At 72.5% G+C, this 25,177-nt stretch carries 21 protein-coding genes; 11 read left to right on the top strand and 10 right to left on the bottom strand.

Annotation, left to right across the window (positions count from 1 at the left end):
- Positions 1–283 precede the first annotated feature (283 nt).
- Entirely contained in the window at positions 284–1,039 is a 756-nt protein-coding gene (locus tag ACQ614_RS35085) for an SAM-dependent methyltransferase (protein ID WP_431683156.1), read from the top strand.
- A gap of 37 nt (positions 1,040–1,076) precedes the next feature.
- Here the strand turns inward: ACQ614_RS35085 and ACQ614_RS35080 are convergent, their stop codons facing one another.
- Both ACQ614_RS35080 and ACQ614_RS35075 read right to left on the bottom strand, forming a co-directional pair.
- Entirely contained in the window at positions 1,077–1,637 is a 561-nt protein-coding gene (locus tag ACQ614_RS35080; protein WP_431683155.1) for a nitroreductase family protein, read from the bottom strand.
- A gap of 54 nt (positions 1,638–1,691) precedes the next feature.
- A complete protein-coding gene (locus ACQ614_RS35075) occupies positions 1,692–2,306 on the bottom strand; it encodes a TetR/AcrR family transcriptional regulator (RefSeq protein WP_431683154.1) in 615 nt (204 codons plus the stop codon).
- A gap of 135 nt (positions 2,307–2,441) precedes the next feature.
- Here ACQ614_RS35075 and ACQ614_RS35070 point away from each other — a divergent pair, with 135 nt between their 5' ends.
- On the top strand, positions 2,442–3,263 hold the full coding sequence (locus ACQ614_RS35070) for a class II aldolase/adducin family protein (protein ID WP_431683153.1): 822 nt from the start codon (positions 2,442–2,444) through the stop codon (positions 3,261–3,263).
- A gap of 64 nt (positions 3,264–3,327) precedes the next feature.
- Here ACQ614_RS35070 and ACQ614_RS35065 read toward each other — a convergent pair whose 3' ends face one another.
- On the bottom strand, positions 3,328–4,608 hold the full coding sequence (locus ACQ614_RS35065) for a tannase/feruloyl esterase family alpha/beta hydrolase (protein ID WP_431683152.1): 1,281 nt from the start codon (positions 4,606–4,608) through the stop codon (positions 3,328–3,330).
- A gap of 217 nt (positions 4,609–4,825) precedes the next feature.
- On the opposite strand from ACQ614_RS35065, the gene ACQ614_RS35060 reads away from it, so the two are divergent.
- Positions 4,826–5,929, top strand: coding sequence for a sensor histidine kinase (locus tag ACQ614_RS35060; RefSeq protein WP_431683151.1), 1,104 nt, complete (start codon positions 4,826–4,828; stop codon positions 5,927–5,929).
- Positions 5,926–6,570, top strand: a complete 645-nt coding sequence (locus ACQ614_RS35055) for a response regulator (protein WP_431683150.1) — start codon at positions 5,926–5,928, stop codon at positions 6,568–6,570. Before ACQ614_RS35060 ends, ACQ614_RS35055 begins: the two co-directional genes overlap by 4 nt.
- 107 nt (positions 6,571–6,677) lie before the next feature.
- Here the strand turns inward: ACQ614_RS35055 and ACQ614_RS35050 are convergent, their stop codons facing one another.
- On the bottom strand, positions 6,678–8,015 hold the full coding sequence (locus ACQ614_RS35050; RefSeq protein WP_431683149.1) for a lipase family protein: 1,338 nt from the start codon (positions 8,013–8,015) through the stop codon (positions 6,678–6,680).
- A gap of 425 nt (positions 8,016–8,440) precedes the next feature.
- On the opposite strand from ACQ614_RS35050, the gene ACQ614_RS35045 reads away from it, so the two are divergent.
- Complete coding sequence (locus ACQ614_RS35045) at positions 8,441–9,715, top strand: PucR family transcriptional regulator (protein ID WP_431683148.1); 1,275 nt, start codon at positions 8,441–8,443, stop codon at positions 9,713–9,715.
- 41 nt (positions 9,716–9,756) lie between these two features.
- Here ACQ614_RS35045 and ACQ614_RS35040 read toward each other — a convergent pair whose 3' ends face one another.
- Complete coding sequence (locus tag ACQ614_RS35040) at positions 9,757–10,479, bottom strand: DUF4386 domain-containing protein (RefSeq protein ID WP_431683147.1); 723 nt, start codon at positions 10,477–10,479, stop codon at positions 9,757–9,759.
- Between the two features lie 187 nt (positions 10,480–10,666).
- Between ACQ614_RS35040 and ACQ614_RS35035 the strand changes: the two genes are divergently transcribed.
- Entirely contained in the window at positions 10,667–13,537 is a 2,871-nt protein-coding gene (locus ACQ614_RS35035) for a BTAD domain-containing putative transcriptional regulator (protein ID WP_431683146.1), read from the top strand.
- A gap of 138 nt (positions 13,538–13,675) precedes the next feature.
- Here the strand turns inward: ACQ614_RS35035 and ACQ614_RS35030 are convergent, their stop codons facing one another.
- Positions 13,676–14,251 carry a TetR/AcrR family transcriptional regulator gene (locus ACQ614_RS35030; RefSeq protein WP_431683145.1) on the bottom strand — a complete coding sequence of 192 codons (576 nt, stop codon included), beginning with the start codon at positions 14,249–14,251 and terminating at the stop codon, positions 13,676–13,678.
- Between the two features lie 84 nt (positions 14,252–14,335).
- Between ACQ614_RS35030 and ACQ614_RS35025 the strand changes: the two genes are divergently transcribed.
- The 4 genes from ACQ614_RS35025 to ACQ614_RS35010 all read left to right on the top strand — a co-directional run bounded on the left by ACQ614_RS35025 (position 14,336) and on the right by ACQ614_RS35010 (position 16,757).
- Complete coding sequence (locus ACQ614_RS35025; RefSeq protein ID WP_431683144.1) at positions 14,336–15,214, top strand: SDR family oxidoreductase; 879 nt, start codon at positions 14,336–14,338, stop codon at positions 15,212–15,214.
- A gap of 176 nt (positions 15,215–15,390) precedes the next feature.
- A complete protein-coding gene (locus ACQ614_RS35020) occupies positions 15,391–15,678 on the top strand; it encodes a NucA/NucB deoxyribonuclease domain-containing protein (protein WP_431684108.1) in 288 nt (95 codons plus the stop codon).
- A gap of 19 nt (positions 15,679–15,697) precedes the next feature.
- Positions 15,698–16,225 carry a hypothetical protein gene (locus ACQ614_RS35015; protein WP_431683143.1) on the top strand — a complete coding sequence of 176 codons (528 nt, stop codon included), beginning with the start codon at positions 15,698–15,700 and terminating at the stop codon, positions 16,223–16,225.
- Between the two features lie 133 nt (positions 16,226–16,358).
- The gene (locus ACQ614_RS35010) at positions 16,359–16,757 is read left to right on the top strand and encodes a hypothetical protein (protein WP_431683142.1); all 399 of its coding nucleotides are present in this window, start codon (positions 16,359–16,361) and stop codon (positions 16,755–16,757) included.
- 111 nt (positions 16,758–16,868) lie between these two features.
- On the opposite strand, the gene ACQ614_RS35005 is transcribed toward ACQ614_RS35010, so the two are convergent.
- From ACQ614_RS35005 to ACQ614_RS34995, 3 genes are all read right to left on the bottom strand, one after another.
- Entirely contained in the window at positions 16,869–17,075 is a 207-nt protein-coding gene (locus tag ACQ614_RS35005; RefSeq protein WP_431683141.1) for a hypothetical protein, read from the bottom strand.
- A gap of 237 nt (positions 17,076–17,312) precedes the next feature.
- Positions 17,313–18,074: a hypothetical protein gene (locus ACQ614_RS35000; RefSeq protein WP_431683140.1), complete on the bottom strand. Its 762-nt coding sequence runs from the start codon at positions 18,072–18,074 to the stop codon at positions 17,313–17,315.
- A 169-nt stretch (positions 18,075–18,243) separates the two neighbouring features.
- Positions 18,244–20,262, bottom strand: coding sequence for a S53 family peptidase (locus ACQ614_RS34995; protein WP_431683139.1), 2,019 nt, complete (start codon positions 20,260–20,262; stop codon positions 18,244–18,246).
- A gap of 889 nt (positions 20,263–21,151) precedes the next feature.
- Here ACQ614_RS34995 and ACQ614_RS34990 point away from each other — a divergent pair.
- Positions 21,152–24,424 carry a LamG-like jellyroll fold domain-containing protein gene (locus ACQ614_RS34990; protein ID WP_431683138.1) on the top strand — a complete coding sequence of 1,091 codons (3,273 nt, stop codon included), beginning with the start codon at positions 21,152–21,154 and terminating at the stop codon, positions 24,422–24,424.
- A 73-nt stretch (positions 24,425–24,497) separates the two neighbouring features.
- On the opposite strand, the gene ACQ614_RS34985 is transcribed toward ACQ614_RS34990, so the two are convergent.
- A complete protein-coding gene (locus ACQ614_RS34985; RefSeq protein ID WP_431683137.1) occupies positions 24,498–25,175 on the bottom strand; it encodes a TetR/AcrR family transcriptional regulator in 678 nt (225 codons plus the stop codon).
- Between the last annotated feature and the right edge of the window lie 2 nt (positions 25,176–25,177).

Raw genomic sequence — 25,177 nt, 5'->3', positions numbered from 1 at the left:
ACGAACCTAGCCGCCGCCGCACCGACGCCGGTCCGCGACACTCGGGCGGCCCGGGTGCCGTCGGGCACCGGCCGAGCGGGTTGTTCTCCAGGCGACGGTGGCGGCTGGTGTCGACGTCCGGTGCGTGCATGGCGGATCCTGTGGAGGCCGGGGCGGAAGTCCGGCCGTGACGCCTACCCGGCCGCTCCCCGCCCACACCGGGCTGTGGAGACAGCCGTCCCTGCGGGCGCGAAATCGGTTGTGTCCCGTTCCACGATCGACTTGGCTGCGTACCGTGACCGCCATGGATGATCTTGTACGTCCGGACCGCTACCCGCGCTCGTCCCGCTACGACCCCGCCTGGTTGCTCGACCTGGACATGGGGCCGAACCCGCTGTGGCTGCTGGAGGACCTGGCCCGGGACCTCGACCTGCGCCCCGGGATGCGAATCCTCGACCTCGGCTCCGGCAAGGGCGCCACATCCGTCTTCCTCGCCCGGGAGTACGGGGCTCAGGTCGTCGCGGCAGACTGGTGGATCGCCCCGGAGGAGGCGCAGGCCGTGTTCGACGAGGCGGGTGTCGGCGACCGGGTGACGGCCGTTCGCGCGGAGGCGCACGCCCTGCCCTTCGAGGACGAGGGCTTCGACGCAGTGGTGAGCGTGGACGCGTTCGAGTACTTCGGCACGGCGGACGGCTACCTGCCCTACCTGCTGCGCTTCCTCCGCCCCGACGGACAACTGGGCGTGGCGACCCCGGCCCTGACCCGGGAGGTCCGAGAGCTGGGCGCGATCCCGCCCCACATCAAGGCCGTGGTCGGTTGGGAGGCGATCGCCTGGCACACGGCGGAGTGGTGGCGCTTCCAGTGGGAGATCACCGAACTGGTCGAGGTCACGTCCGCACGGCTGCAGGACGACACCTGGCAGGACTGGCTGCTGTGGGCCCGCGCCGGGGCCGAGCACCGACCCGGAAGCGGGGAAGCGAACCAAGCGGTCGTCGACATGCTCACCACGGATGCCGGGAAGCATCTCTCCTTCGCCCTGGTGACCGCACGGAAGACCTGACCGGACTCCACCGAGCCGACGGGCCGGCGGCCCGACGTCACGCCGGAGTCGACCAGGGGGCGGAGCGCAGGTCGGCGACGCTGCGGCGGACGCGGTGGTCACCCGGCTCTGCGGCGGCCCTTCCGAGCGCGATCATGGAGACGATCGCCCATCCGGGGCTCGGGCGCAGTTCCCGGGTGAGGCCGTCCAGGTCGAAGGCCCGGAACTGCCGGGCGGCCAGCCCCATCGCCTGGGCCTGCAGGGTGAGGTGGGCGACGGCCTGGCCCAGGTCGTAGTCCGCGAACTCGGAGTAGGGCAGCCGGGTGTCGTCGACATGGCGGCGCGTCAGCGTGACGACGAGCAGGCCCGCGTCCGGCGCCCATCGGGCGGAGCTGGGTGCGAGATGGCGCACGATGCGCCCGTGCTCCGGTTCGCCGGGCCGGCCTGTGAAGAACCCCCACGGCTGGGAGTTGCCGGCCGAGGGCGCCCATCGGGCGGCTTCCAGCAGCAGGCCGAGGGCGTGGTCGTCGACGGCGGCGGTCGGGTCGAACGCCAAGGGGCTGAAGCGCCCCGCCAGCAGGGGGTGGATGCCGCCGGAGCGTGCCGGATCACGGTGCATGATCCGCTCAACGGGGCACCCCGCACGGGTATTCCGCCGGGCAGACCTCGGCGGTCAGCCGGTCGTGGGGCGGCTGAGGGCGGCGAGGAGGGGGCCGACGAAGTCGCGTTCGAGCTGTCCGGGCGGGAGCTGGTCGGGTTCGACGTAGCTCTGGGCCAGGCCGCCCTCCCGGAGGGCGATCAGCAGGCGGCTCACCTGCTCGGCGTCGACGGTCAGTTCGCGTCCGGCGGCGGCGAGGAAGGCGGTGACGGCGCCGGTGAGTTCGGCGCGCAGCCGGGCGTCGTGGCGGGCGAGGAGCCAGGCGGCCTGGGGGTCGCGGATGGCGTGCAGGGTGAACTCGGTGGTGACCAGGTACCAGTCGCGTTCGGAGGGGTCGATCCGGGAGACCAGTTCGGCGAGGTCGTCGAGGGTGAGCCCGTCCTTGCCCAGGCCGTCGATCCGCTCGCGGAGCCGGGTGAGGACGGCGTCGCTGTGGGCGTCGAAGAGGGCGAGGAAGAGCTCTTCCTTGCTGCTGAAGTTCGAGTAGAAGGCGCCGCGGGTGTAGCCGGCGCGGTCGCAGATCTGCTCGATGGTGGCGGACTGGAAGCCCAGCTCCGCGAAGACCTCCAGTGCGGCCGAGAGCAGCGCCGCCCGGGTCTGCGGGCGCCGCTTGGTGGGGCCCTTCGGCATGGTCTACCTCCGCTCGTGGGCCGCTCGACCCTGCGGTGAAGGGTACCGATCCAAAACGATGCATTGGCGCATCGGATACACGGATGTATCTTCTGGGTGCGCAAGGACGCGCCACCACCGTGGAGGTACGCACGCATGGACACCGCCCCTTCCCTGGCGGCACCGGCAGAGCTCGCCTCGGCCGTCGGCCCGATGCCCGAGGGCGTCACGTTCCCGATGCCGCCCGTGTTCGACTCCGTCGAGGAGGAGCGCCGGTACCGCAAGGAGCAGCTGGCCGCCGGGTTCCGGCTGTTCGGCAGGTTCGGTTTCTCCGAGGGCGTCGCCGGCCACATCACCGTCCGCGACCCGGAGAACCCGCAGTGGTTCTGGGTCAACCCGTTCGGCATGAGCTTCAACCAGATCAGGGCCTCGGACCTCGTCCTGGTCGACCACGAGGGCAACCTGCTGCGGGGCTCCCGGCCGGTCAACCGCGCTGCCTTCGTGATCCACTCGCAGGTGCACGCCGCCCGTCCGGACGCCGTCGCCGCCGCGCACGCGCACTCCCTGCACGGCAAGGCGTTCTCCAGCCTGGGCATCCTGCTGGACCCGATCACCCAGGACGCCTGTGCCTTCTTCGAGGACCACGGCCTGTACAGCGACTACCGGGGTGTGGTCAACGACGTGGAGGAGGGCCGCCGGATCGGCGCGGCCCTCGGGCCCCACAAGGCCGTCATCCTGCAGAACCACGGCCTGCTGACGGTGGGCCACTCCGTCGCCGAGGCGGTCTGGTGGTTCGTCACGATGGAGCGGTCCTGCCAGACCCAGCTGCTCGCGATGGCCGCGGGCACGCCCAGGCTGATCGACCGGGAGACCGCGCTGATCACCCGCGAGCAGGTGGGCAGCCACCTGGCGGGCTGGTTCCAGGCCCGCCCGTTGTGGGACCAGATCACCGCGTCCGACCCCGACCTGTTCGACTGACCCGCCGCAGGGAAAGGCCCGGCCCCGCCGTGGACACGGAAGGGGCCGGGCCGCCGGAGCGGGGTCAGGAGCGGGTGTTCGGCCGCGTCCAGGCCTCCAGTTCGCCGAACGCGGCGACGAAGGACGGCAGCATCGGCCGGTACGCCTCCTTGTCGATCGCGACCAGCCCGTCGGTGTGGGTGCCGCCGGGGACGTGGATGTAGCGGTGCAGGGCGGCGCGCCCTGCGTCGGTGACCATCCGGTCGTACACGTCGCCGAAGGCGGCCGGCGGGGTCAGCGCGTCGAGGGTGCCCTGGATGCTGATCAGCGGGCGCCGGATCTCCCCGGTCAGCGAGATCCGCTCGACCGTCCGGTGCACCGCCTCGGGGCGCGAGGCGAAGTCGTAGTCCGTGTCGCAGCCGGGACCGGCTCCCGCCGGGCAGAACGGGGTGCCTGCCTGCCGGGCGCCGTCGTAGCCGGGGTCGACCTCCTCGCGGACCGTGCGCTGCAGGAGGTCCCACTGGTTGCGGTAGTGGAAGGCCCACTGCTTCTCGGAGTCCTTCGGATAGCCTGCCGCGACGATCTCGTCGCGCGCGGCCGGGTCGCCCTGGGCGAGGCGGGGGAAGGCGCGCAGCGCCGGCGGGAGGGTGGTGAGCAGGCTGCCCTCCTTGGTGAAGGTGAGGGCGTTCCAGTCGATGCCGCCCGTGTAGAGCCCGGGGTGGTGCTCGAGCTGCCAGCGGACGAGGTATCCGCCCGCGGAGAGCCCGGCGGCGTACGTGACGCGCGGTGTGCGTCCGTAGTGCCGGTGGGTGACCTTCTTCGCCGCCACGGTGAGCTCCGCCACCCGGCGGTGCCATTCCATGATCGCGTCGCCGGGGCGGTCGCCGTCCCTGTAGAGCTCGTCGCCGGTGTTGCCCTTGTCGGTCGCGGCGTAGGCGTAGCCCCTGGCGAGCACCTGGTCGCTGATGATCGGGTCGTTGGCATACTGCTCGCGGGTCCCGGGCGGGCCGGCCACGACGAGCCCGCCGTTCCAGTTCTCGGGCAGCCGGATGACGAACTGGCTGTCGTGGTTCCAGCCGTGGTTGGTGTTGGTGGTGGAGGTGTCGGGGAAGTAGCCGTCGATCTGGACGCCGGGGACCCCGGACGGTGTGACGGTGTTCTCCGCCACCAGCCCCTTCCAGTCCTGCTGGTCGGTGTGCCCGGTCCGGGTGGTTCCGGTGGTCGTCAGGTCGGTCAGGCAGCTGGAGACCGAGTGCTCGGCTCCCGGGACCCGGACGCCGGAGCAGCGGTCCCCCTGGGTGGCGGACGCCGGAACGGTCAGGACGGACGCGAGCAGCAGGGGTGCGATGGCGAGACGGCGAAGCACGACGCCCTCTTCTCGATCGGGAATGTGACGCCTCGAAATCTAGGAACCGCAGGTCATCGTGGATAAGTGAGACGGCCCGATCCGTTGCGGCCGGAGGTCACATGACCTTCGGCCAGACCCTGCGCCCGTTCCCCGAGCGGATGCCGGATCGCGGCACCGGCCGCGTACGCTGCAGCGGGAGAGCTTTCGAGCCCTCATGAGCCCTTGAGGAGGCCCGATGTCGCGGCCCGTGCCCTGGATACCCGCCGTTCTGTACGGTGCCGTACTGCTCGGGGGTGTCTACTACGCCGCGATCGGCCCGGGCCTCGGGGCCCGGACCGCCGGATACGCGGCCCTGCTCTGCGCCCTGATCGCGCTGGACGGGCGTGAACGGCACGAGTGGCGCGGGCGGCGGATCGCGCCGGGCGCGGTGTTCGCCCTCAGGGTGCTGCTGCTCTGCGCGGTCGCGGCCGTCGACGAGTCCGGGCTGTCGCGTGTGCTGTTCGTCCTCGTGCCCTTCCTGGCGTTCTTCGCGTACGGATCCGCCGTCGCCGTCGGCCTCGGCGTCGGCTGCGTGGCGGCGCTGGCGGGCGCGTTCACCCTGTGGGTCCCGCACTGGCAGGTGCGGGCCGAGTACATCTCGGACCTGCTGATGTTCGCGCTGGGGGTCGTCCTGGCCCTCGCGACGGCCGCCGTGGCCGCCCGCGAGCAGCAGGCCCGCGCCCGGCTGGAGGGCACCCTCGCCCAGGTCGCCGAGCTGTCCGCGGCCCGCGAACGCAACCGGCTGGCCCGTGAGATCCACGACAGCCTCGGCCACCATCTGACCGCGATCGGGATCCAGTTGGAGAAGGCCGAGGCGTTCACCTCGCTCGATCCGCAGGGTTCTGCGCAGGCGGTGTCGCACGCCCGCTGGTCGGCGAACCGCGCCCTGGACGAGGTGCGGGCATCCGTGCGCACCCTGGGACCCGGGTCGGAGTCCGAGCCGGTCGGCCTCTCCCGGGCGCTGACCGACCTCGTCCACCACCTGGACGGCGGGAGCCGCCGCATCACCCTCGAGATGTCGGGCTGCGAACGCAGGCCGCTGCTGGTGCTCTACCGGGCCGCGCAGGAGGGGCTGACCAACGCCTGCCGGCATTCGGGCGCCACCGAGATCGGGGTGAACATCGCCTACGACGAGCGCGGAGCCCGCCTCCGGGTGGTCGACAACGGCACCGGCTTCGATCCGGCCGACGAGGGGTTCGGACTGGCGGGACTGCGCGAAAGGGTCCGCCTCGCCGAGGGAACCATGGCCGTCGACAGTTCGGCCGGCGGCACGGTCCTCACGATCGGAGTCCCCTGGTGACCGAGCACGTGAGCGGGAACACGGACCGGGACGTACGGGTCTTCGTCGTCGACGACCAGGGCCTGGTGAGGGAGGGCATCACCGCGCTCCTCGGCATCCAGCCGGGCATCGTGGTGGCGGGCAGTGCACGCGACGGCGCCGAGGCGGCCGAAACGGCGCCGGCCTGCCGCCCCGACGTGGTGCTGATGGACGTCCGGATGCCCGGGACCGACGGCGTGGCAGCCACGGCCCTGCTCCGCCGCAGCCTGCCCGCCTGCAGGATCGTGATGCTGACGACGTTCGACGACGACGAGTACGTCACCCGGGCGCTGAAGGCCGGCGCGGTGGGTTACCTCCTCAAGAACCTCCCCGCCGCCGAGCTGGCGCGGGCCGTACGGCTCGCCCACGCGGGGGTCGCCCAGTTCGACCAGACGGTCATCGCCAACCTGGCGGCCGGGCTCCCGGCCCCCGAGCTGCTCACGCCCCGGGAGACGGAAGTCCTCCGCCTCGTCTCGGCCGGTGCCACCAACAAGGAGATCGCCTCCCGCCTCTACCTCAGCGAAGGCACCGTCAAGAACCACATCTCCCGCGTCCTGAGCCGGCTCGGTCTGCGCGACCGCACCCAGGCCGCCCTCTACGCCAGGGACAACGGCCTCGTCTGACTGCCCGCCTTTCAGGGTCCCGGTCGGCTCGGCCGGGAGGCGGCAGCCGTCCGAGTCGCCCCGTCGCGCGGATTCGGGTGCGACGGGGCCTCGGGGCGGGCGGAGCGTCAGGACGTCGGCGCCGGCTTCTCCGGGGCCAGCGAGTTGCCCGCGGGGATGCGGCCGCAGTCGGACGGGGCGGTCCGGCCCGCGAACCGGTCGGCGAGCCAGCTCATCGCGGACGGTGCCCAGGCCACGGCCGCGCCCACGTGGCTGAGCAGGTCGTACTGCTGGTACGCGATCGAGCCGTTGCCGGTGGCGCAGTACTGCCGGGCGAGCGCCCGCACGTCCCCGGCGACCATGACCCCGTCGCCGGTGCCGACGCCCGGCGGGTTGCCGAAGGTGCCCTCCAGGACGCCGCCGTTGCCCTGGGCGATGTACCCCGGGACGGTCGGGGTGGGCGCCGAGCCGAGGTTGATCCTGTTGACCGCCTCGAGGAAGGCCGGCACCGAGTTCGGGTCGGCGTACTGCGGCTTCGCCATCTTCTTCCAGGTCAGCCCGGGGTAGTGGCCCAGTGCATCGACGATCGACCCCTGCTGCAGCTCCCGGTACACCTTCAGGCCGTAGTCGCTCAGGTAGGGCTCGAGGTCGATGCCGTAGGAGCGGGAGACCCCGATGAGCGCCATGGGGATGACACCGCTCCACACCAGGGAGCCGTCGGCGTACTTGAGGTTGTGGGCCGGGTCCACGAGCAGCCCGCCCTCGGCGAAGCCGACCAGCTTCCGGTTGACCTCGGGCGCGTAGCCCGGCGCGAGTGCGGCCGCCCAGTTGGTGGCGATGGAGCCGCCGGAGTAGCCCATCAGGCCGAACCTCGTGTCGGCGTTCATCCCGGTGGCCGCCGAGGCGGTCGCTGCCCGGATCGAGTCCAGCGTGTTGGCCGCGTACTCCGGGCCGGCCGCGAAGTCGGCGTTCTGCCCCTCGGTGTCCGGGATGACGACGTTGTAGCCCTGCAGCAGCAGCGGCGCCAGGAAGACGGCCTCGACGTTCGCGATGACGCCGCCCAGGCTGAGGTTGCCCGCGATTGCCCGGGACGGGCCGTCCTGCGGGTCGAGGGAGTCGTAGAACGACTGGTAGGACACCGCCTTGCTGCCGTCGCCCGTCAGGCTGCGCACCACCGTGGTCACGTTGGCGGCCGGGCGGCCCTGGGCGTCGACGGTGCGGTAGAGCAGCTGGATCGCCTTCACCGGCGTGGGCAGGCCGACGACGTGGTACTGCAGCGTCCGCGTCTTCAGCACGGCACCCGGCGCGAACGAGGACAGCGGCTCGCTGCCTCCGTAGGTGTAGAACGGGTCGCTCGCCGTGGCGGCCGCCGGCGTGGCCGCGGCGGCCGTGGCCGCCGGAGCGACGGTGAGGGCCATCGCGGTGACGACAGCGGCGACCAGTGTCCGGGCGGTGTTTCTGTGCATGACTCCCCCAGTTCGTGGAACGGCATGGCTGGGCCTGCCGGGGACGGAGGTCGCCGACAGGCTGCAGTGGTACGTGTTCTGACGCGTGGTCGGCTGTCCGACCGGTGGAAGGCGAGCGGTGGCGGTCCGGCGGCAGGAAGGCTCCGGCCGGGACGCGTGACCGCGGCGGAGGTTCAGCCGGTGGCGGTCCCGGCAGGGAGGCGGCGCGGTCGGGTGGGGGCCACGGCGGCCTTTCGCGTGGGCAAGGCGGTCCTCCGGTCTGTGGGGTGTGGGGGTCCGGTGGACGGTGCGGTCGGGGTCCGCACATGTCTGGTGATCCACCGTCAGGCGTGTTACCAACTGGTAGGTAACATCCCGGAAACCATGATGGAGGCGGTACGGCGCCGTGCACCTGGGCCGCACAACAGAGATTCGCGAGGTGGATTGTGACCGCATCCAACACGGCGGAGGACGACTCGACACCTCGGTTCGGCGGCACCCCGGTCCACCGGCTGCTCCGGGCCGCTGCGGCGGCCCTGGCACCTGCGGTGACGGCCCGGCTCGTCGAACAGCTGCCCGCCTACGGGGCGCTCCCGTCGGAACAGCTCCGCGGCGAGGTCACCAAGGAGGTGGACCGCGGCATCCGGGCCTTCATCGAGGTCCTGCGCGTCGGCGAACTGCCGGGCGAGGCCGAGCTGGCCAGGATCAGCGAGTCCTCCGCCCGGCGGGCGGACGAGGGCGTGCCGCTGGAGGCCGTGGTCGGCGCCTACCACTTCGGTGCGGAGGAGTGCGCGGCCCAGGTCCTGGCGGCCGCCGAACCGGGTGACCTGCCGGACGTGCTGCTGGTGCAGCGCCGACTGCTCGGCTACCTGCGGCTGGTGAGCTGCGCCGTCGCGGCCGGATACGTCCAGGAGCGACAGGCGGCACTCGGCGACGAGCAGGTCGCCCGGCAGGCGCTGATGTCGCGGCTGCTGGAGGGCGGCGACCCGCAGGCCGCGGCCGACCGCGCCGGCATCCGGCTGCCGCCCTGCTACCTGGTCCTCGGCATCACCCTGGGACCGCACCCGGACGAACTGCGGCCCGGCGTGAACCACTCCGTCGCTGCTCGCCGCAAACTCCGACGGCTCCGCAACGAGTTGCAGCGCCAGACGCCGGGTGTCCCCCTCTCCGTGCTGTCCGGCGACGGCGGGCTGGTGCTGATCCCGTACGAGACGCCGGCCGCAGACTTCTCCCGTGCGGACCGGGACCGGCTCTCCAGGCTGGTCGAACAGCTGGCGCTGATGTGCGGCGCCGAACTGCTGGTGGCTGCGGCCGCCGCCGCACCGGACGGCGTCGCGGACGCCGCCCGGCTGGTCGGCGAGGTCCGGGAGGTGGCGGAGGCATCCGGCCGAGGGCCCGGACTCTACCTGCTGGGCGATGTGCTGCTGGAGTACCAGCTGAGCCGCCCGAGCCCGGCCAGGGACGGGCTCGCCGCACTGCTCGACCCGCTGGCCGGACGCCCGGAACTGCTCGACACGCTGCGCACCTTCCTCGCCGGCGGCCTCGACCGGCGCCGCGCGGCCGCCCGGCTCCAGGTCCACCCCAACACGGTGGACTACCGCCTGCGCAAGGCCACCGAGTTCACCGGCCTGGACGTGGCCCGCGGCGCCGACCAGCTCACCCTGCGCGCCGCGCTGGCCGCCCACGACGCCGTCCGGCGGTGCGAGCCCGCCGCCGGGTGAGCAGGCAGCCCACCGGGCCGGCGGGCGGGCGCTGATGGTGCTCAGGAAGCGGCGTCGACTGGCCGCCCGTCCGGTCCGGCGGCGGCGGTGGCGGTGGCGGCACGGGCGGACTGCTCCGGTGCAGGTGCCGTGAACCCCCTGACCAGCAGCCGGAGGGCCAGCGCCATCTCGTTCAGTGCCAGCGGGACGACCAGGGCCGCGCGGACCGCCGGCGGCAGCGCGGAGGGGCCGAGTGCGGCGAGGAGTGCGTCGGCCAGATACGGCAGCACCGCGGCGAGGGCCCAGACGGCGATCCAGCGCGGGACGAGCCGTGACCGGTAGAGCCGGTGGTTGAGCAGGACGACGCTCAGGCAGAAGAAGACCGAGCTGCAGGTCGGCCCCCACAGGTCGTACGTCCGGGTCAGTGCCAGGACGGGGCCGACGGCGCCCGGCTCCCTGCTGCTCGCCGCGACGAGCGCCAGGGGGCCGACGGCGGCCGGGAGGACGAGGACGACCTCGATCGTCCTGGCGACGAGGTAGCCCAGCGCCTGCGCCTCGCCGCGCTCCTTGAGGACCGGGTGGAGCGTCGGCGGGATCATCGCGATCGCCACTGCCATGAGCAGGATCAGGAGGGCGCCCGCGGCGAGGGCGGGCGACCGGTCGGCAACGGCCCGGGCCGAGTCCAGGGTGTCGAGGCTTCCGAGGAGGCCCGCTCCGAGCGCGCCCGCCGCCGTTGCGGTGAGGAAGAGAATGCCCGTGACCCGCGCGGTTGTCCGCCTGTGCATGCGTTCGCCCCGTCCTTGTCGTTCCTGTCGTCGCGGCCGTGGTGGCCGTGGTGGCCGCTGCGCCGATCGTCGGCGACGCCGGTGTGCGGCCGGTGGGGTACGGGTGTGCGGGCAGTCGGGGGAAGGCTTGTCCCTGGTCGGGGCCTGTGGCACGCTCGGCGATGGTCGAAGCCTGGGAGGCGGCACCGTGGTGCGGATCGGTCTGCTCGGGGGTGTCCGCGCCGCCACCGACGACGGCAGGCCGCTCGTCGTCGGTCCGGCGAAGTCGCAGACGGTGCTCGCGGCGCTGGCGCTGGCGCCCGGCACACCGCTCCCGGTCTCCCGCCTGATCGAACTCGTCTGGGGCGATGCACCGCCGCGGACGGCGGACAAGACCCTGCAGTGGCACGTCGCACAGCTGCGCAGGGCCCTCGGCGCCGGCACGATCGCCCGGGTCGGCGCCGCGTACCGCCTGGACGTCCCGCCGGACGCGGTCGATGTGACGCGCTTCCAACGCCGCCTTCGGGACGGCGATCCCGCCGGGGCCCTCGCAGAGTGGGGCGGTACGCCGCTGGCCGGCCTGGACGCACCCGGCCTGGCGGCGGCCGCGGCCGGACTGACCGAGCAGTGGCTGGGAGCCGTCGAGGCCGACCTCGAACGCCGGGTCGAGGCCGACCCGCGCGGGGCCGTCGGTCCGCTGGCGGAGCTGGCGGAACGCCATCCGCTCCGCGAGGGCCTCTGCGCCCTGCTGATGACCGCCCTGTACCGGACGGGACGGCAGGCCGACGCCCTCGCCGCCTTCCGGCGGGCCCGCGCGCGTCTCGTCACCGAACTCGGCGTCGAACCCGGGTCGGCACTGCGCGAGCTCGAAGCACGCATCCTGGCCCAGGACGAGCGGCTGCACCGCCCGAGCGCGACCGTCGCCACGGCAGGGGCGGCGCACACGGGAGACACCGGCGCAGTGGATGACCTCGGCCGACCTCTTGTCTCCCCACTCGTCGGTGGCCTGCCCGTTCCCCCCGGCAACCTCGTCGGCCGTGCGGACGAGCTGCGCGAGGTGACCGGGGCGCTCGGGCACTCCCCCGTGGTGACCCTGGTCGGGCCTGGCGGGATCGGCAAGACCCGCCTCGCCCTGGCCGCCGCACACACGACCGCATCCGAGCACGGCCGGGACGGGTGGCTGGTCGAGCTGGCGGAGATCACATCGCCTGCCGACGTACCCCGTGCGGTCGCCGACGTGCTGGCCGACGGACTGCGGGTGGCGCAGCGCCCGGGGCAGACCCTCACGCAGTCATTGGTCGCGGGCCTTCGCACACGCCGGGCCCTGCTGGTTCTCGACAACTGCGAGCATGTCCTGGACGGCGCCGCCGCGTTGGCGCAGGCCGTCGCGGAGGGCTGCCCGGAGGTGCGCGTCCTGGCCACCGCACGCGAGCGGCTGGCCGTCCCCGGCGAACAGGTACTGCCGGTAGGGCCGTTGGCCCCGGCCGCCGCAGTCGAGCTGTTCCACACCCGTGCACTCGCCGCGGACCCTGACTACGACCCGCGTGAGCATGGCTGTCACGTCGAAGAGATCTGCCGGCGGCTCGACGGCATCCCGCTGGCCGTCGAACTGGCCGCCGCACGGATGGCGAGCCACCGGCCGGTCGACCTCGCGGCCCGGCTCGACGACGCCCTGCGGACGGCCGGCGCACGCAGGACGGGCGCCGCCCGGCACCGCACGCTGCGGGCGGCCGTCCGGTGGTCGTACGACCTGCTCACGCCGGCCGAGCAGACGTTGTTCGCCCAACTGTCGGTTTTCGCAGCACCGTTCGAGCTGGGTGCGGCCGGGGCCGTCGCGGCGGGACGCTCCGCCGACGGGGAGGAGGTCGACGACCTGCTGGGTTCCCTGGTCGAACGCTCGATGGTCGCCGTCGCCTTCGGCCCCACGGGTCGGCGTTTCCGGCTGCTGGAGCCCGTACGCCAGTTCGCCGCGGAGCAGTTGCGCGAGCGCGGGCAGACGGATGCGATCGCCGAACGGCAGGCACGCTGGTGCCTGGTCGAGGTCGCCCGTGTCCGCCGTCTGCTCACCGGGCCGGACGAGAGCGAGGGGGTCGCCCGTCTCGGCGAGCTCTGGGCGCATCTGCGGTCGGCCGTGGCCTGGGCGTGCGCGGCCGCCGACCCGCACCTGGCCGACGCGCTCGCCCGGCCGGTCGTCACCGAACTCCCCCTGCGGGGCCGCCAGGAGATCGGTGCCTGGGCCGAACGCATCCTGGCCGCAACCGCACCCGACGACCGGGACCTGCGCGCCTTCTGGCTCGTCTGGGCCGCCGAGCGCCACACCCAGAACGCCAACCCGGCGGCGTACCACCGGGTTGCGGAGCGGTACGCCGCTTCGGAACATCCCCTGGCCCGCTACGCGCTCGCGTACGCGTCCGGCGACGGCGAGGCACTGCGGCGGGTCCTGCCCGACGCGGTCGCCGGCCTGCGCCGCCGGGACGACGACCACCTCGCGTCGTTCCTGGAACTGACCTCGGCGGGGCCCCTGTTGGGCATCGGACGGTTCGAGCAGGTCGACGCCTCGGTCGCAGCCCTGGCCGACCGGTACCGCACCGTCGGCCCGCCGACCCTCCTGCACTGGGCACTGCAGACCCTCGGCTACAGCGCCTCGTTCCAGGGCCGACGTGACGACGCCGACCGGTACTTCGACGAAGCGGCCCTCGTCGACGTCCCCGCGGGCACGCTCTCGGCCGACGAACTCACCCGGGCACGCTCCGCGTTCCGGCGGGGCGACCGGGGCCGGGCCTTCCGGCTGCTCCACTCCTACGTCGACCGGCTGATCGAGACCGACAACGTGGTCGCCGCGAGCGTCGCCGGCATCGAGTTCGTCACCATGATGGCGGCCACCGGCCGGACCGCCGAAGCCGCCCACATCCGCGCGTACCTCGCCGCAGCCAACGAGTTCGGCGCTCTGGCCGCCCGCACCCTCGTCCCCGGCACGGCGGACGCAGCCCCCGCCGCCGTCCGGATCGACGACCGCACCGCCCTCGCCTACATGCGCGACGTCCTCTCGGCAGCGTCCCGGCACAGCCCCGCAGGGTGAGGCCGAACAAGTGCCGTCTCCCGCATTCTCACAGCCGCGTGGGACCAGGGATGCCAGTGCCGTTGGCGCCTGCGACTTCGAGGACCAGCTGCCCGAACCCGGCGGCTGACCTCGCTCCCGGGCCTGCCTGGAGTCCGTTCAGGCGGGTGCGCGTTCCGCGAGTACGTTCCTCAGTTCCGCGATCGAGGCCCGGAGGATGCCCGGCAGGTCCGGTCGGTCCGGCTCGCTGATCCAGCGCGCGAAAGCGACCTTGAACACGGCGATCCCCGTCTCGGCGGCCAGGGTCGCGGCCGGCTCGGGAGTACCGCGGTCGCGCAGCGCGTCGGCCATCGTCTCGGCAAGCCCCGCGAGCTTGATCAGTTCGCGTTCCCGGAGTTCCCCGTGTGCCGACACGACGGCGTCCCGCAGTCTGACGCGTTCGGCGTTCTCCTGGAACTCGGCGCCCAGGGCCTCGAGAGCGGCACTCACCGCGTCCATCGCCGATGCGTCGGCCGGTACGCCGGCGACGGTTCGCGCCAGCAGGTCCTGCACCATCTCCGTACCGAAGAACAGCACTTCACGCTTGTCGGCGAAGTGCCGGTAGAAGGTGCGCTCGGTCAGCCCGGCCCGTGCGGTGATCTCCACAACGGTGGTCCGCTCGTACCCCTGCTCGGCATAGAGCTCCAGTGCCGCCTGTGCCAGCCGGCCGCGTGCGTTCGGCTCCCATCGACCCATGCCGCGATCCTACGCGATGACAGGGCCTGTCATCACCTGTACTGTGATGACAGAACCTGTCATCACTTTTCGGAAGGCACCGCCATGCGGATATTTGTCACGGGCGCGTCCGGCTGGGTCGGCTCGGCCGTCGTCCCCGAGCTCATCGGAGCAGGTCACCAGGTCCTCGGGCTCGCCAGGTCCGACTCCTCGGCCACCGCCGTCGCTGCCGCCGGAGCCGAGGTGCTCCGAGGCGACCTGGACGACCTCGACGCCCTGAGGGCCGGGGCTGCCGAATGCGACGGGGTCATCCACCTCGCGTTCATCCACGACTTCACCCGGTTCGAGGCCTCCGTGCAGGCCGACGCCCACGCCATCGAGACGCTGGGCGCCACGCTGGAAGACACCGGCAAACCCCTGGTCGTCACCGCCGGCACCGCCGCGGTGCCCGGACGCGTCGCGACCGAGCACGACACCTCCGCCCCGGGCTCACCCGCGGCCGGCCGGGACGCGAACGCCAAGGCGGCGCTCGACTCGGCGGCACGCGGCGTCCGCCCGTCCGTCGTGCGGCTGCCCCGGACCGTGCACGGCGACGGTGACCACGGCTTCATCGCCCAACTGGTCACCACCGCCCGGGAGAGGGGAATCTCCGGCTACGTCGGCGACGGAACCGGCCGCTGGCCCGCCGTGCACGTACGGGACGCCGCACGTCTGTACCGCCTCGCACTCGAGCAGGCCCCGGCCGCCTCCGTGCTGCACGCCGTCGCCGACGAGGGCGTACCGGTCCGCGAGATCGCCGAGGTGATCGGCCGCCACCTCGACCTGCCGACCGCCTCCGTCCCCGCCGAGAACTTCGGCTTCCTCGGCCGGATCCTGGCCGTCGACCAGCCGGCCTCCAGCGCTCTGACCCGCGAACTGCTCGGCTGGCGCCCCTCCGAGCCGGGCCTCGTCGAGGACCTGGACAAGGGCCACTACTTCGCCTGAACACACCCGCCGCCCCCGCGCAATCGGCGCGCATCGCCGGACAGGGGTGAACCGCGGCTGGACGAACCGGAACGACCGCTGGAAATGATCGCCGGGCGAAAGGCCCGGGCCCGTCGCGTGCACCGCACCGGGCCCGGGCACCCGCCGGCTCCTGCTCGGCCGACCGGCAGCAGCGGCTGCGTCAGGTCGCCCAAGCGAAGCAGGACGACAACCGGACAGCGGCGATCAAGACGTGCGACGTCGCGTGGGGTGACTACGCGGGGTCCGGCCTCGAGTGTGACGAGTACCCCTTCCCATCCGCCCACGAGGGTGCTGCGGCGGGTGGCGATTCGCCGACCAGGCGGCACTCGTCCCGGCTGATCGATGCCGCCGACAACGGCGCGGGTGGCAACATGATCCTCGCCGTGTACACGCAGAACCGGATTCTGGACGGCGACCCGTTCTATGTGACGATCACCCCGTGACGCGGGGACAGGAGAACCCATGGCTGCGGCGCTTGAGTTCCGAACCGAGGCGAAGCCGGACCACGGTCTGATCTTCGTGCATGACGCGGACGCCTACCTTCCGGACGGGGCCGCTGTGCGTCAGAGCAGCCGGACGATCGTGGCAGGCACAGGAACCCAGCTCTACCTCTGCAGCCTGCAGGGCACCTCGCCCGCCGAGATCGTCCTGCGGGTGTGGGACGGGCCGGTGGCCGGCGGCAGCCTGGGGGAGTGCGACGCCTTCTGCCCCGCCGTACTGGACTGCCCCACCGGGACAGTGGTCATTCGGGCGTTCTCCCCGGAGATCGCCGGAGACATCGAACTGCCCCGGCCCGGCGTGTACGCCGCCCTGGTTTCGTGGCGCGGCAGGGAGGCCGCTGCCGCCCAGGAGGCGTCCCTGCATCGCAGCCTCAGAGATCCGGAAGGTCCCGCCGATTCCGACGAGGTCTTCGCCGCCCACGCCGAAGTGCTCGAGTCCTACCGGATCGACCTGTGGTGGCAGTACGAGTCGGACATCGAAGTCGACTGAACCCGGGGAGTCCGCGACGCGCCGACTCCGGGTCAACCCGGCCGGCCACGAGTGTCGGACTACTCAGGGAAGGTGAGTACGTGGACTCTGCCCCGGGCCGGCGCCAACAGGGAGGCTGGGGACCATGCGCCGGATGATGCCGAGACTCGTTCCCTTCCTCCTGCTGGTTCTCGTACCGATTGGAGCATGGGCCGCCTGGCTGGGCTGGGACCAGCACCAGGACGTGCACCCCGACGGCTCGGTGTCCGGCCCGTACGAGGCCTGGCAGGTGATCGGGCTGGTGCTGACCCTGCTGGCGCCGGTGTACTGGGCCGCGTCCCGGAACCGCGTCGCGGCTGCCGTGCTGGGCACCACGGCCGGTCTGGCCGCTGCTGCCTGGTACGACTGGTCGGACGATGCCAGCGGCCTCTTCGTGATCGGCGTGGGCACGGTGATGGTGGGGAGCCTCGTGGCGACCTCCCTCGCCGCCGCCCTGGTCGCCTCCCTGGCCCGTCGGGGAGGGCGCGCCACTCCGCGGCCGACCGGGGTGTGACCACGGCACCCACCGCGACCAACCCGGAGACGGAGTTCGGAGCAAGCACGGTCGAGCCACCCGGCCTGTCCGCCCCGGCCTGCACGGGGCGGGGCGGACAGGCCGGCGCTGTCACATCAGGAAGACCACGTCGATCTGGCCGTCGGTACGGGTGGTGAGAGTCGCCTCACCCGGCCCCTGGGCGGGATTGGTGTTGAGGAAGGCCGCCGCGGCCTCCGCGTCCGGCTTCACGGTGTGGCGCCACGTCTTGGTGCCGTCCGCCGCGTTCCTCGTCATCGACCTCTTGAGCTCGACATCGGACTCGTTGAGCTGAGTCATGGACAACTCCTTTCGAACAATCGGCTGATGGAAAACGCCTCTCTGACGAAGCGTCAGAAATCGGATTCCACCAGCACCGGCCCGATACTCAGAGTGACGACATGCTTCGTCGATACGGCGGCACACCACTCCGCCAGATGGGCGTACGCCTCCGCCTCACGAAGCCTGCTCGGCCCCGGCTCACGCCGCCCGCCCGTATGACGATCTTTCCGGGATTCTCCCGGTGCTCCAGTGGGACTACTGCCGACCTGAGGCCGGCTCCGCGAGGGCGAGTTCGGTCCACCGCGCCAATTGCCCGGCGTGGCTGCCGGCCTCCGTCGCCCGGGCGACCGCCGCGATCTCCTCGGGTGCGGGCTCGCCTCCGCGGGAGAGCAGATCCAGTGGCCAGGCCGGGGTGCCGGGCTGCTCACCGTCGAGGGGGTGCCACTCCCAGGCCGCGTCGAACCGCCAGGCACGGCCGGTCCGGTCGGCGACCTCGTCGCCCGGTTCGAGGAAGGCGTAGGGACGGAAGAGCAGGCCGATGCGGATCGGTTCACCACCTGAGGGTTCGAGAGCGTAGGCCTGGTCCTCGAGCTCGGGGTCATAGGTCTCGCCCTGCGGCAGGACGTCCAGGCAGGAGTCGGTCCGCGGCAGCATGCCGGTCACCAGAGGCGGATCGAAGTCCTCGACCGACTGGACGTGCACCACGGTCGAAGGGATTCCCACCAGGCACGTGTCGCCCGGCTTCAGTGCGGTCTCGACCGGTTCCGTTCGGAAGGTCTCCCACTCGTCGGCCTCGGGCAGTGGGAGCGCCCGCTGGCCGTTCCACCTGTACTTCTCGGCCTTCGGGTCCACCTCCAGCCACGGCCACTCCACGGAGACGTGGTAGCGGGAGACCTCGGTGACCGTGGTCTCGGTGAACGGGCACTCCACCGTCAGCACGTCACCCGGCCGGAACCGGATGCGACCGCCGTCCGCACCCCGCCGGTCCGCCTCGGGCCCGTCTGTCGGTCTGTCCATCGCGTCCTCCGCGAAGTTCGGAGCGATCATCACAGACACGACAGACACGGCTCGCCCCCAGGGTCCGGACGGCCGAAGCCGCTCGGCAATCGACCGGGGTCGCTCGACAGAGCACGCCGAGGCCGCCGACCGGGCCCTACCCGGTCGGCGGCTTACGAGGGACCGCGCGTCAGTCCGCGGTGCGGTGGCGGCCCGGGCGCTCGTCGGGCGGGCAGTCGTAGGAGGTGAGGTAGTCGGCGGTCGGAGTGCCGACGCCGGTGACGGGGTCGTAGCCGCGGTCGGCGACGAGCGAGGTGTCGTGGCCCATGGTGCGCAGGGAGGTGGTGGTGCCGTCGCTCGCGTCCACGCTGTTGTTGAAGTCCACGCGGACCTGGGCGAGTTCGGTGCCGGGCCCGAAGGGGTGGTCCACCACGTCGTGGTAGGCGGAGGTGCCGTAGCGGGCGTAGATCGCGGGGTTGGCGAAGCCGATCGGGGAGCCCTGGGCCTGCTGGGCGAGTGCCTGCAGGGCGGCGACGACGGGGCAGGCGAGGCTGGTGCCGCCGATCCGGTACTCGCTGTACCGGACGCTCCCGTCGGGGAAGGTCTGGGACTGGCCGACGAGGAAGCCGGTGTTGGGGTCGGCGACGGCGCCGATGTCGGGGACGACCCGGTTGCGGCCGCCGTTCGCATCGGACAGCGACGGCGGGACGACGCCGCGCTGGTAGTGGGGCTGGGCGAAGCGGGCGCTGGTGCCGCCGCCCGCGCCGCCGTTGAACGTGCCGGGGAGGCCGGTCCAGCCGGTGCCGTCCGCGGAGAGGACGGACTTCAGCGTGCCCCAGCCCGTTTCGAAGCGGTACGCGTCGGAGGCGTCCAGCGCCAGGGAGGTGCCGCCGACGGCGGTCGCCCAGGGCAGTGAGGCCGGCATGTCGGTCTGCTTGGTGCCGGTGTTCTCGAGTTCGTCTCCGGAGTCGCCGCTGGAGAAGTAGAACCCGATGCCGGTGACCGCGCCGCGCTTGAACAGGTGCTGGTAGACCCGGTCGAAGGCGGGGTCGCCGGCGTTCTCCGGCTCGCCCCACGAGTTGGAGACGATGTCGCCCAGGTGCTGGTCGACGACGCGGTCGAGGGCGTCGACGAGGTCCTGGTCGTAGCAGGAGGACGCGCCGACGTAGGAGATGTCCGCGTCGGGGGCCACCGCGTGCACGGCCTCGATGTCGAGAGTCTGCTCGCCGTACCAGCCGGCCGCGTCGCAGCCTTCCGGGTCCACCTCCGGCGGGGCCGTGTGCGTCCACACCGCCGGGTCGTAGCGCAGCAGTTGGTTCTTGCCGTAGGGGGCGTCGCCGTGCTCGGCGGCGTAGCGGGTGACGTCGTCGCCGATGGTCGGGGAGTCGTAGGCGTCGACGACGGCCACCGTGACGCCGCGGCCGGTGAGGCCGGTCGCGCTCGCGCCGTACGCGGTGCGCAGCCGGCTGCCGTTGAGGCCCTGGATCACGTAGGGCCGGACGGCACCGTACGCCGCGGGGGTGCCGGTGGCCGGGTCGGAGCCGAAGTAGGCCGAGAACGGGGGCGAGTTGACGAAGGCGCCGCCCGGGCCCGGCAGGGTGTCCCGGTGCTGCTGCCGGCCGGGCCGGACCTTGCTGGGGGCGGTGTTGAGTCCGGTGACGCTCAGCACGTCGTCGGTCAGGTCGGCGGGCACGGTGACCTCGCCGGCCGGTGCCCGGTAGGTGCGGGTGCCCTTGCGGTAGGTGTGCAGTTCGGTGCCGAAGGCCCGCTCGGCGTCGGCGGCATCGCCCTCGGCGGTGAGGTAGTGGTTGTTGGAGGAGGTGACGTGCATGCCGGAGGAGTGCAGCCAGCGGCCGACCTTGGCGCTCTGTGCCTCGCTGCTGCCGAACCGCTCGGCCAGCTGCTGCGGTGTCAGGAAGCGGCCGTACCGGTCGGAGGCGGGGTCGGAGACCTCGCGGGCGAGGGCGTCCAGTCCCTTCTGGTCGCGTCCGGCGAGGTAGACCCGTACGGCGACGGGCGCGTCGGCGCGTTCCCTGCCCTGGTCGGCGGCGGTACGGGTCCAGTTCGGCGCTGTTCCGGGGACGACCGCGCGTCCCCGCGGTGCCGGGGTGTCCGCGAGCGCCGGGGTACCGGCCGCGGTGGCGGCCAGGAGCGGCAGCAGGGCTGCGGCGACCAGTCCGGTTCTGGTGCACGACGGGCGGATGCGCATGCAGGGACAGCCTTCCGGTCGGGGCGGGGCCGCGGGTCCGGGTGCTCGGCCGCACCGGCCACGCCGGCCGCCCTCGACGCTAGGCCGCTGCGCTGTCCGACCCGGACAGCCCGGATGCGACGCACCGTCGGCTTCACCCGCCCGGTGGCCGGGGCGCCTTCCGCAGGCACGCGTGAACGCCTGGGCCGGCTTCGATGCACGGGAATCGGAAGTAGAGGTGAAGGGATTGTTCGAGGCTGTGTTTACAACGTTATACAGGCGTCGCGCTCGGGCAGGCAAGAGCATTCCCACGCTTCATTCCGGGCGGACGCCCCTTCGTCGCGCCACTTCTGACGCCGCCTCGGCAGCCGCCGCACACGATGGCCGGCGGCGTACACTCCCCCGCCGCTTCCGCCGGGCAGTCCGGACATCCGCCCAGGCCGACGGCATGCCCGGAGTGACCGGCGGGCCGGCGGTCCGCCTGGGGCACAGCAGCCGGGGAAGCCGACTTGGCGATACATCGACACATCGTCATGTCCTGCTGCCGCAGGTCGACATCGCGCGAAGTGGGCACGCGGAGGACTTTCCCGCAACGCATCGCTCCGAAGGGGTGGACACGGCCTCGGGGTCGTGCTGTCATGCTGGCTGCCCCGATTTTCCAACGTTGGAACGGAACTCCACCCACCCCTCGCGACACCGGTCCGCCGCCGGTGCCGGGCGCTGCGGCATGCCGTCGCATCATGGCGCACCGCCGCGGTCGAGCAGCCCGGCCGACATAGTCGGCGGTCGCCCGGCCCCTGCCCCGTTCCGAGCCGCCCCCGTCCGTTCTCCGCCACAACTCCCACCCGCCCCTCCGCCAGGAAGGCACCCGGCCGGGAAGGGCGGTCCACCCCCCGTGAGGAGCATCCGCATGAGACGACAGCCAGCCCGCCGACCGTGGCGCGGGATGTGGTCGCTGCTGCTGGCAGCGACGCTCTCGCTGCCCGTGGCCGGCCTGGTCCCCGCCGCTTCGGCGGCCGAACCGGCCGACCGGGCGACCGCCTTCGCCGCAGCCGACCCGGACGCCCAGGTGCACGGCCTGAAGGGCGAGTACTACCGGATGTCGGCCCCCGGTGCCCGCGACTTCGCCGAGCTCGGCGGCACCGCACTCGACCCCAGCATCGATCTTCCCGGGCTGGCCGGCACGTTCCAGGAGATGACGGGACGCCAGGAGAACACCACGGCCCGGTGGACCGGGCGGATCGAGGCCCCGGCGACCGGCGACTACACGTTCTACGCCATCGGCGACAACGGCTTCCGCCTCTTCGTCGACGGTGCGCCGGTCATCGACCACTGGGTGCCGGACTGGGACCGCGAACAGACCAGCGCCGCCGTGCACCTCAACGCCGGCGAGCGGCACGACTTCCGGCTGGAGATGTTCCAGGACGTCGGCGGCGCCAACATGTTCCTGCGCTGGTCCGGCCCGGGGCTGGCGAAGCAGCTCGTGCCGGAGTCCGCCTTCACCCCGCCGGACGGCTTCAGCGTCTACCCGGTCGCACTGAACGTCGCCCGGGACGGGCTTCGCCTGCAGGCCACGTTCAAGGGCAAGGTCGCCGGCACCGCAGGCCTCGCGGACCACCTGAGGATCGAGGCGGACACCACGCCGATGCCGGTGAAGTCCGTCTCGGCCGCCTCCGACGACAGGCGGTCGCTGATCGTCAGGCTCGCCGAACCGGTGCAGAAGGGCCAGCAGGTCCGCTTCCGGTACGACGGCGCCGGCACGCTCACCTCCGGCGGCGAGGCCGTTCCGCAGATCCTCCGGACCTCGGCCAACGCCTCCACCCACCGCCTCACCACCCCGTTCGGCGACAAGGTCGACCCGAACCACCCGCTGCCCGAGTACCCGCGCCCGCAGCTTGTCCGCGACAACTGGGTGAACCTCAACGGACCATGGCAGTTCGCCGCCGCCCGCGCCGGTGAGCAGCCGGTGTTCGGCAAGGACCTCGGCGAGAAGATCATCGTGCCGTACCCGGTCGAGTCCCTGCTGTCCGGCCTGGAGCGCCACGAGGACCACATGTTCTACCGGCGCACGGTCACCGTGCCGAAGGGCTGGAGGATCGGCAAGGACAACCGGCTGAAGCTGAACTTCGGTGCGGTGGACTACCGGGCGACGGTGTGGGTCAACGGCGTGAAGGTGGCCGAGCACACCGGTGGGTACACCGGCTTCAGTGCCGACATCACGGACGCGCTTCTGGGCACCGGCCCGCAGGAGATCGTGGTCGCGGTCACCGACACCGCCGGGGCGAACCAGCCGATCGGCAAGCAGTCCAACTCCCCCGGCGGCATCGTCTACACGCAGTCCTCGGGCATCTGGCAGACCGTGTGGATGGAGCCGGTCACCGCCGCCTCGGTGGAGAGCCTGACCGCCACCCCCGACATCGACACCGGCACCCTCGCGCTGACCGTCAACTCCCCCGGCGCGCCCGCCGGAACGCTGGTGAAGGCGGTCGCCAAGGACGCCAATGGCAACACCGTCGGCTCGATCAGCGGCCCCGCCAACACCCTCCTCCACCTTCCGGTGGGCAACCAGCACCTGTGGACGCCCGACGACCCCTACCTCTACGACCTCAAGGTCATCCTGAACAGCGGCAGTTCGAACGACACCGTCAAGAGCTACTTCGGCATGCGGAAGATCGCCCTCGCCGACGTCGGCGGGTACCAAAAGATCGTCCTCAACGGGAAGCCGGTCTTCTCGCTCGCCCAGCTCGACCAGGGCTTCTGGCCGGACGGCCTCTACACGGCGCCGAGCGACGCCGCCATCGCCTTCGACCTCAAGACGCAGAAGGACCTCGGCTTCAACGCCGTCCGCAAGCACATCAAGGTCGAATCACCGCGCTGGTACTACCAGGCGGACAAGCTGGGACTGATGGTCTGGCAGGACTTCGTCTCCGGCGACTACAGCACCGCCGCAGGACGCCAGGCGTTCACCGACGAGGGCGCGGCCGGGATGAAGCTGCTGCACAACTCCCCCTCGGTGATCGGCTGGATCGTCTTCAACGAGGGCTGGGGCGAGTGGGACAGGACGGAGACCGGCAAGCTGACCGAGGCGGTCAAGGCGGCCGACCCGTCCCGCCTGGTCAATGCGCATAGCGGCGTCAACTGCTGCGCCTCCAAGGGTGATTCCGGCAAGGGCGACATCATCGACCATCACGACTACGGCAACACAGACCCGGCCTTCCCCGACGCCACCCGGGCCGCGATGGACGGTGAGCACGGCGGCTTCACCCTCCGCTCCCCCGGCCACATGTGGCCCGGCGCCCCGACCGTGATCTACAGCGGCGTGGCCGACAAGGCGGCACTCACCCAGAAGTACGTGCAGAACACCGAGACGTTCTACCTGGCGGCGGCCGGCGCCGAGCTCTCCGGCTCGGTCTACACGCAGGTCACCGACCTGGAGAACGAGCTCAACGGCCTCTGGACGTACGACCGGAGGCAGATCAAGGTCGACGCCGCCCAGGTTCGCGCGGTCAACCTCAAGGTCATCGCGGCCGGTGGTGCCGCGGGCGCCCGCTCCGAGCTGCACGGCGGCGGTTCCTGGACGCTCGACGAGGGCACCGGCAGCACCGCCGCCGACCAGGGCCCCAACCACGCCGCCCTCACGCTGACCGGCGGCGCCTCCTGGGCGCCGGGCGTCAGCGGCAGCGCCCTGAAGGTCAACGGCCAGGGCCAGTACGCGCAGACCGCCGGCCCGGTGCTCGACACCACCAGGAGCTACTCGGTGGCGGCCTGGGTGACCCTGGACGCCCTGCCCGGCAACTACGCCTCCGCCCTCAGCCAGGACGGCCGGCGCATCGAGAACCCGTTCTATCTGCAGTACGGCCAGGGGGCGTTCGCCTTCAGCCTGCCCGGCGGCAACCGGGCCCGGCTGCCGATCACCCCGCAACTCGGCCGGTGGTACCACCTGGTCGGCGTGCACGACGCGGCGAGCTCCACGATCCGGCTGTACGTCGACGGCGTCCTCGCCGCATCCGTGCCCGCCGGCCCGGCCGACGTCAGCACCGGCCCGCTCGCGGTCGGCCGCGCCAAGTACAACGGCCAGAACACCGACTTCTGGAACGGTTCGGTCGACCAGGTCCACGCCTACGACCGGGCCCTGACCGCAGCGGAGGCGAGTGCGCTGCACAGCGCGGAGGCCCCCGCGTAGCGGCGGCACGGCGCTCGGCCCCGGCAGCGGACGTCCGTTGCCGGGGCCGAGCGCCGTGCACATGGCGCAGCAGTCACGGCGACTCGGGTTCGAGGGCGCTGCGGGCGGCGGCGAAGAGGCGTTCGCAGCGCTGCGCCATCGCGTCCGCAGACTCCTCGGGGTGCTTGATCCACCAGCGGACCAGGGCGGTGGCCAGGCCGCGCCAGGCGTGGGCGAGCGCGTCCGCGTCGAGCGGGTCCGCCTCGGGTGCATCGGCTTCGGGCGCATCGGCTTCGGGCGCGTCCGCGGAGCCCGTCCGGTGGAGGACGTCGAGGGTGCCGATCGCCGCAAGGTCGTCGACGGCGGCCCGGTAGCGGGCGGCGAGCCGGGCGGGTTCGCTGTCGGGCGGCAGCGAGGTGTCGTAGAGGACGAACCAGGCCTCGCGCTGCCCCTCGAGGGCGGTGAAGAGGTTGTGCAGCACGCGCACGGGCGTCGGCGGGCGGGCGTCGCCGCCGGCGTCCATGGCGGTGCGGATGGCCTCCAGCAGCCGGTCGCCGACGGGGGTGAGGCAGGCGAGGTAGAGGTCCTGCTTGGGGCCGAAGTACTGGTGCAGCAGGGTCTTGGTGACGCCGACGCGCGCGGCGACGGCCGCGAGGGAGGTCGCCTCGTAGCCGCGGCGGCCGAACTCCTCGGTGGCGGCCGCGAGGATCTGCCGTTCGCGGTCGGCCCTCGGGACGCCCTTGGTACCGGCCCGGGAAAGGGGGATTGCCATGC

The sequence above is a fragment of the Kitasatospora dryopteridis genome, assembly GCF_050749075.1.
In the GTDB taxonomy this organism is placed as follows: Bacteria; Actinomycetota; Actinomycetes; order Streptomycetales; family Streptomycetaceae; genus Kitasatospora.
The sequence above is the reverse complement of the archived record's forward strand: the minus strand, read 5'-3'. Positions and strand labels throughout refer to the sequence as shown.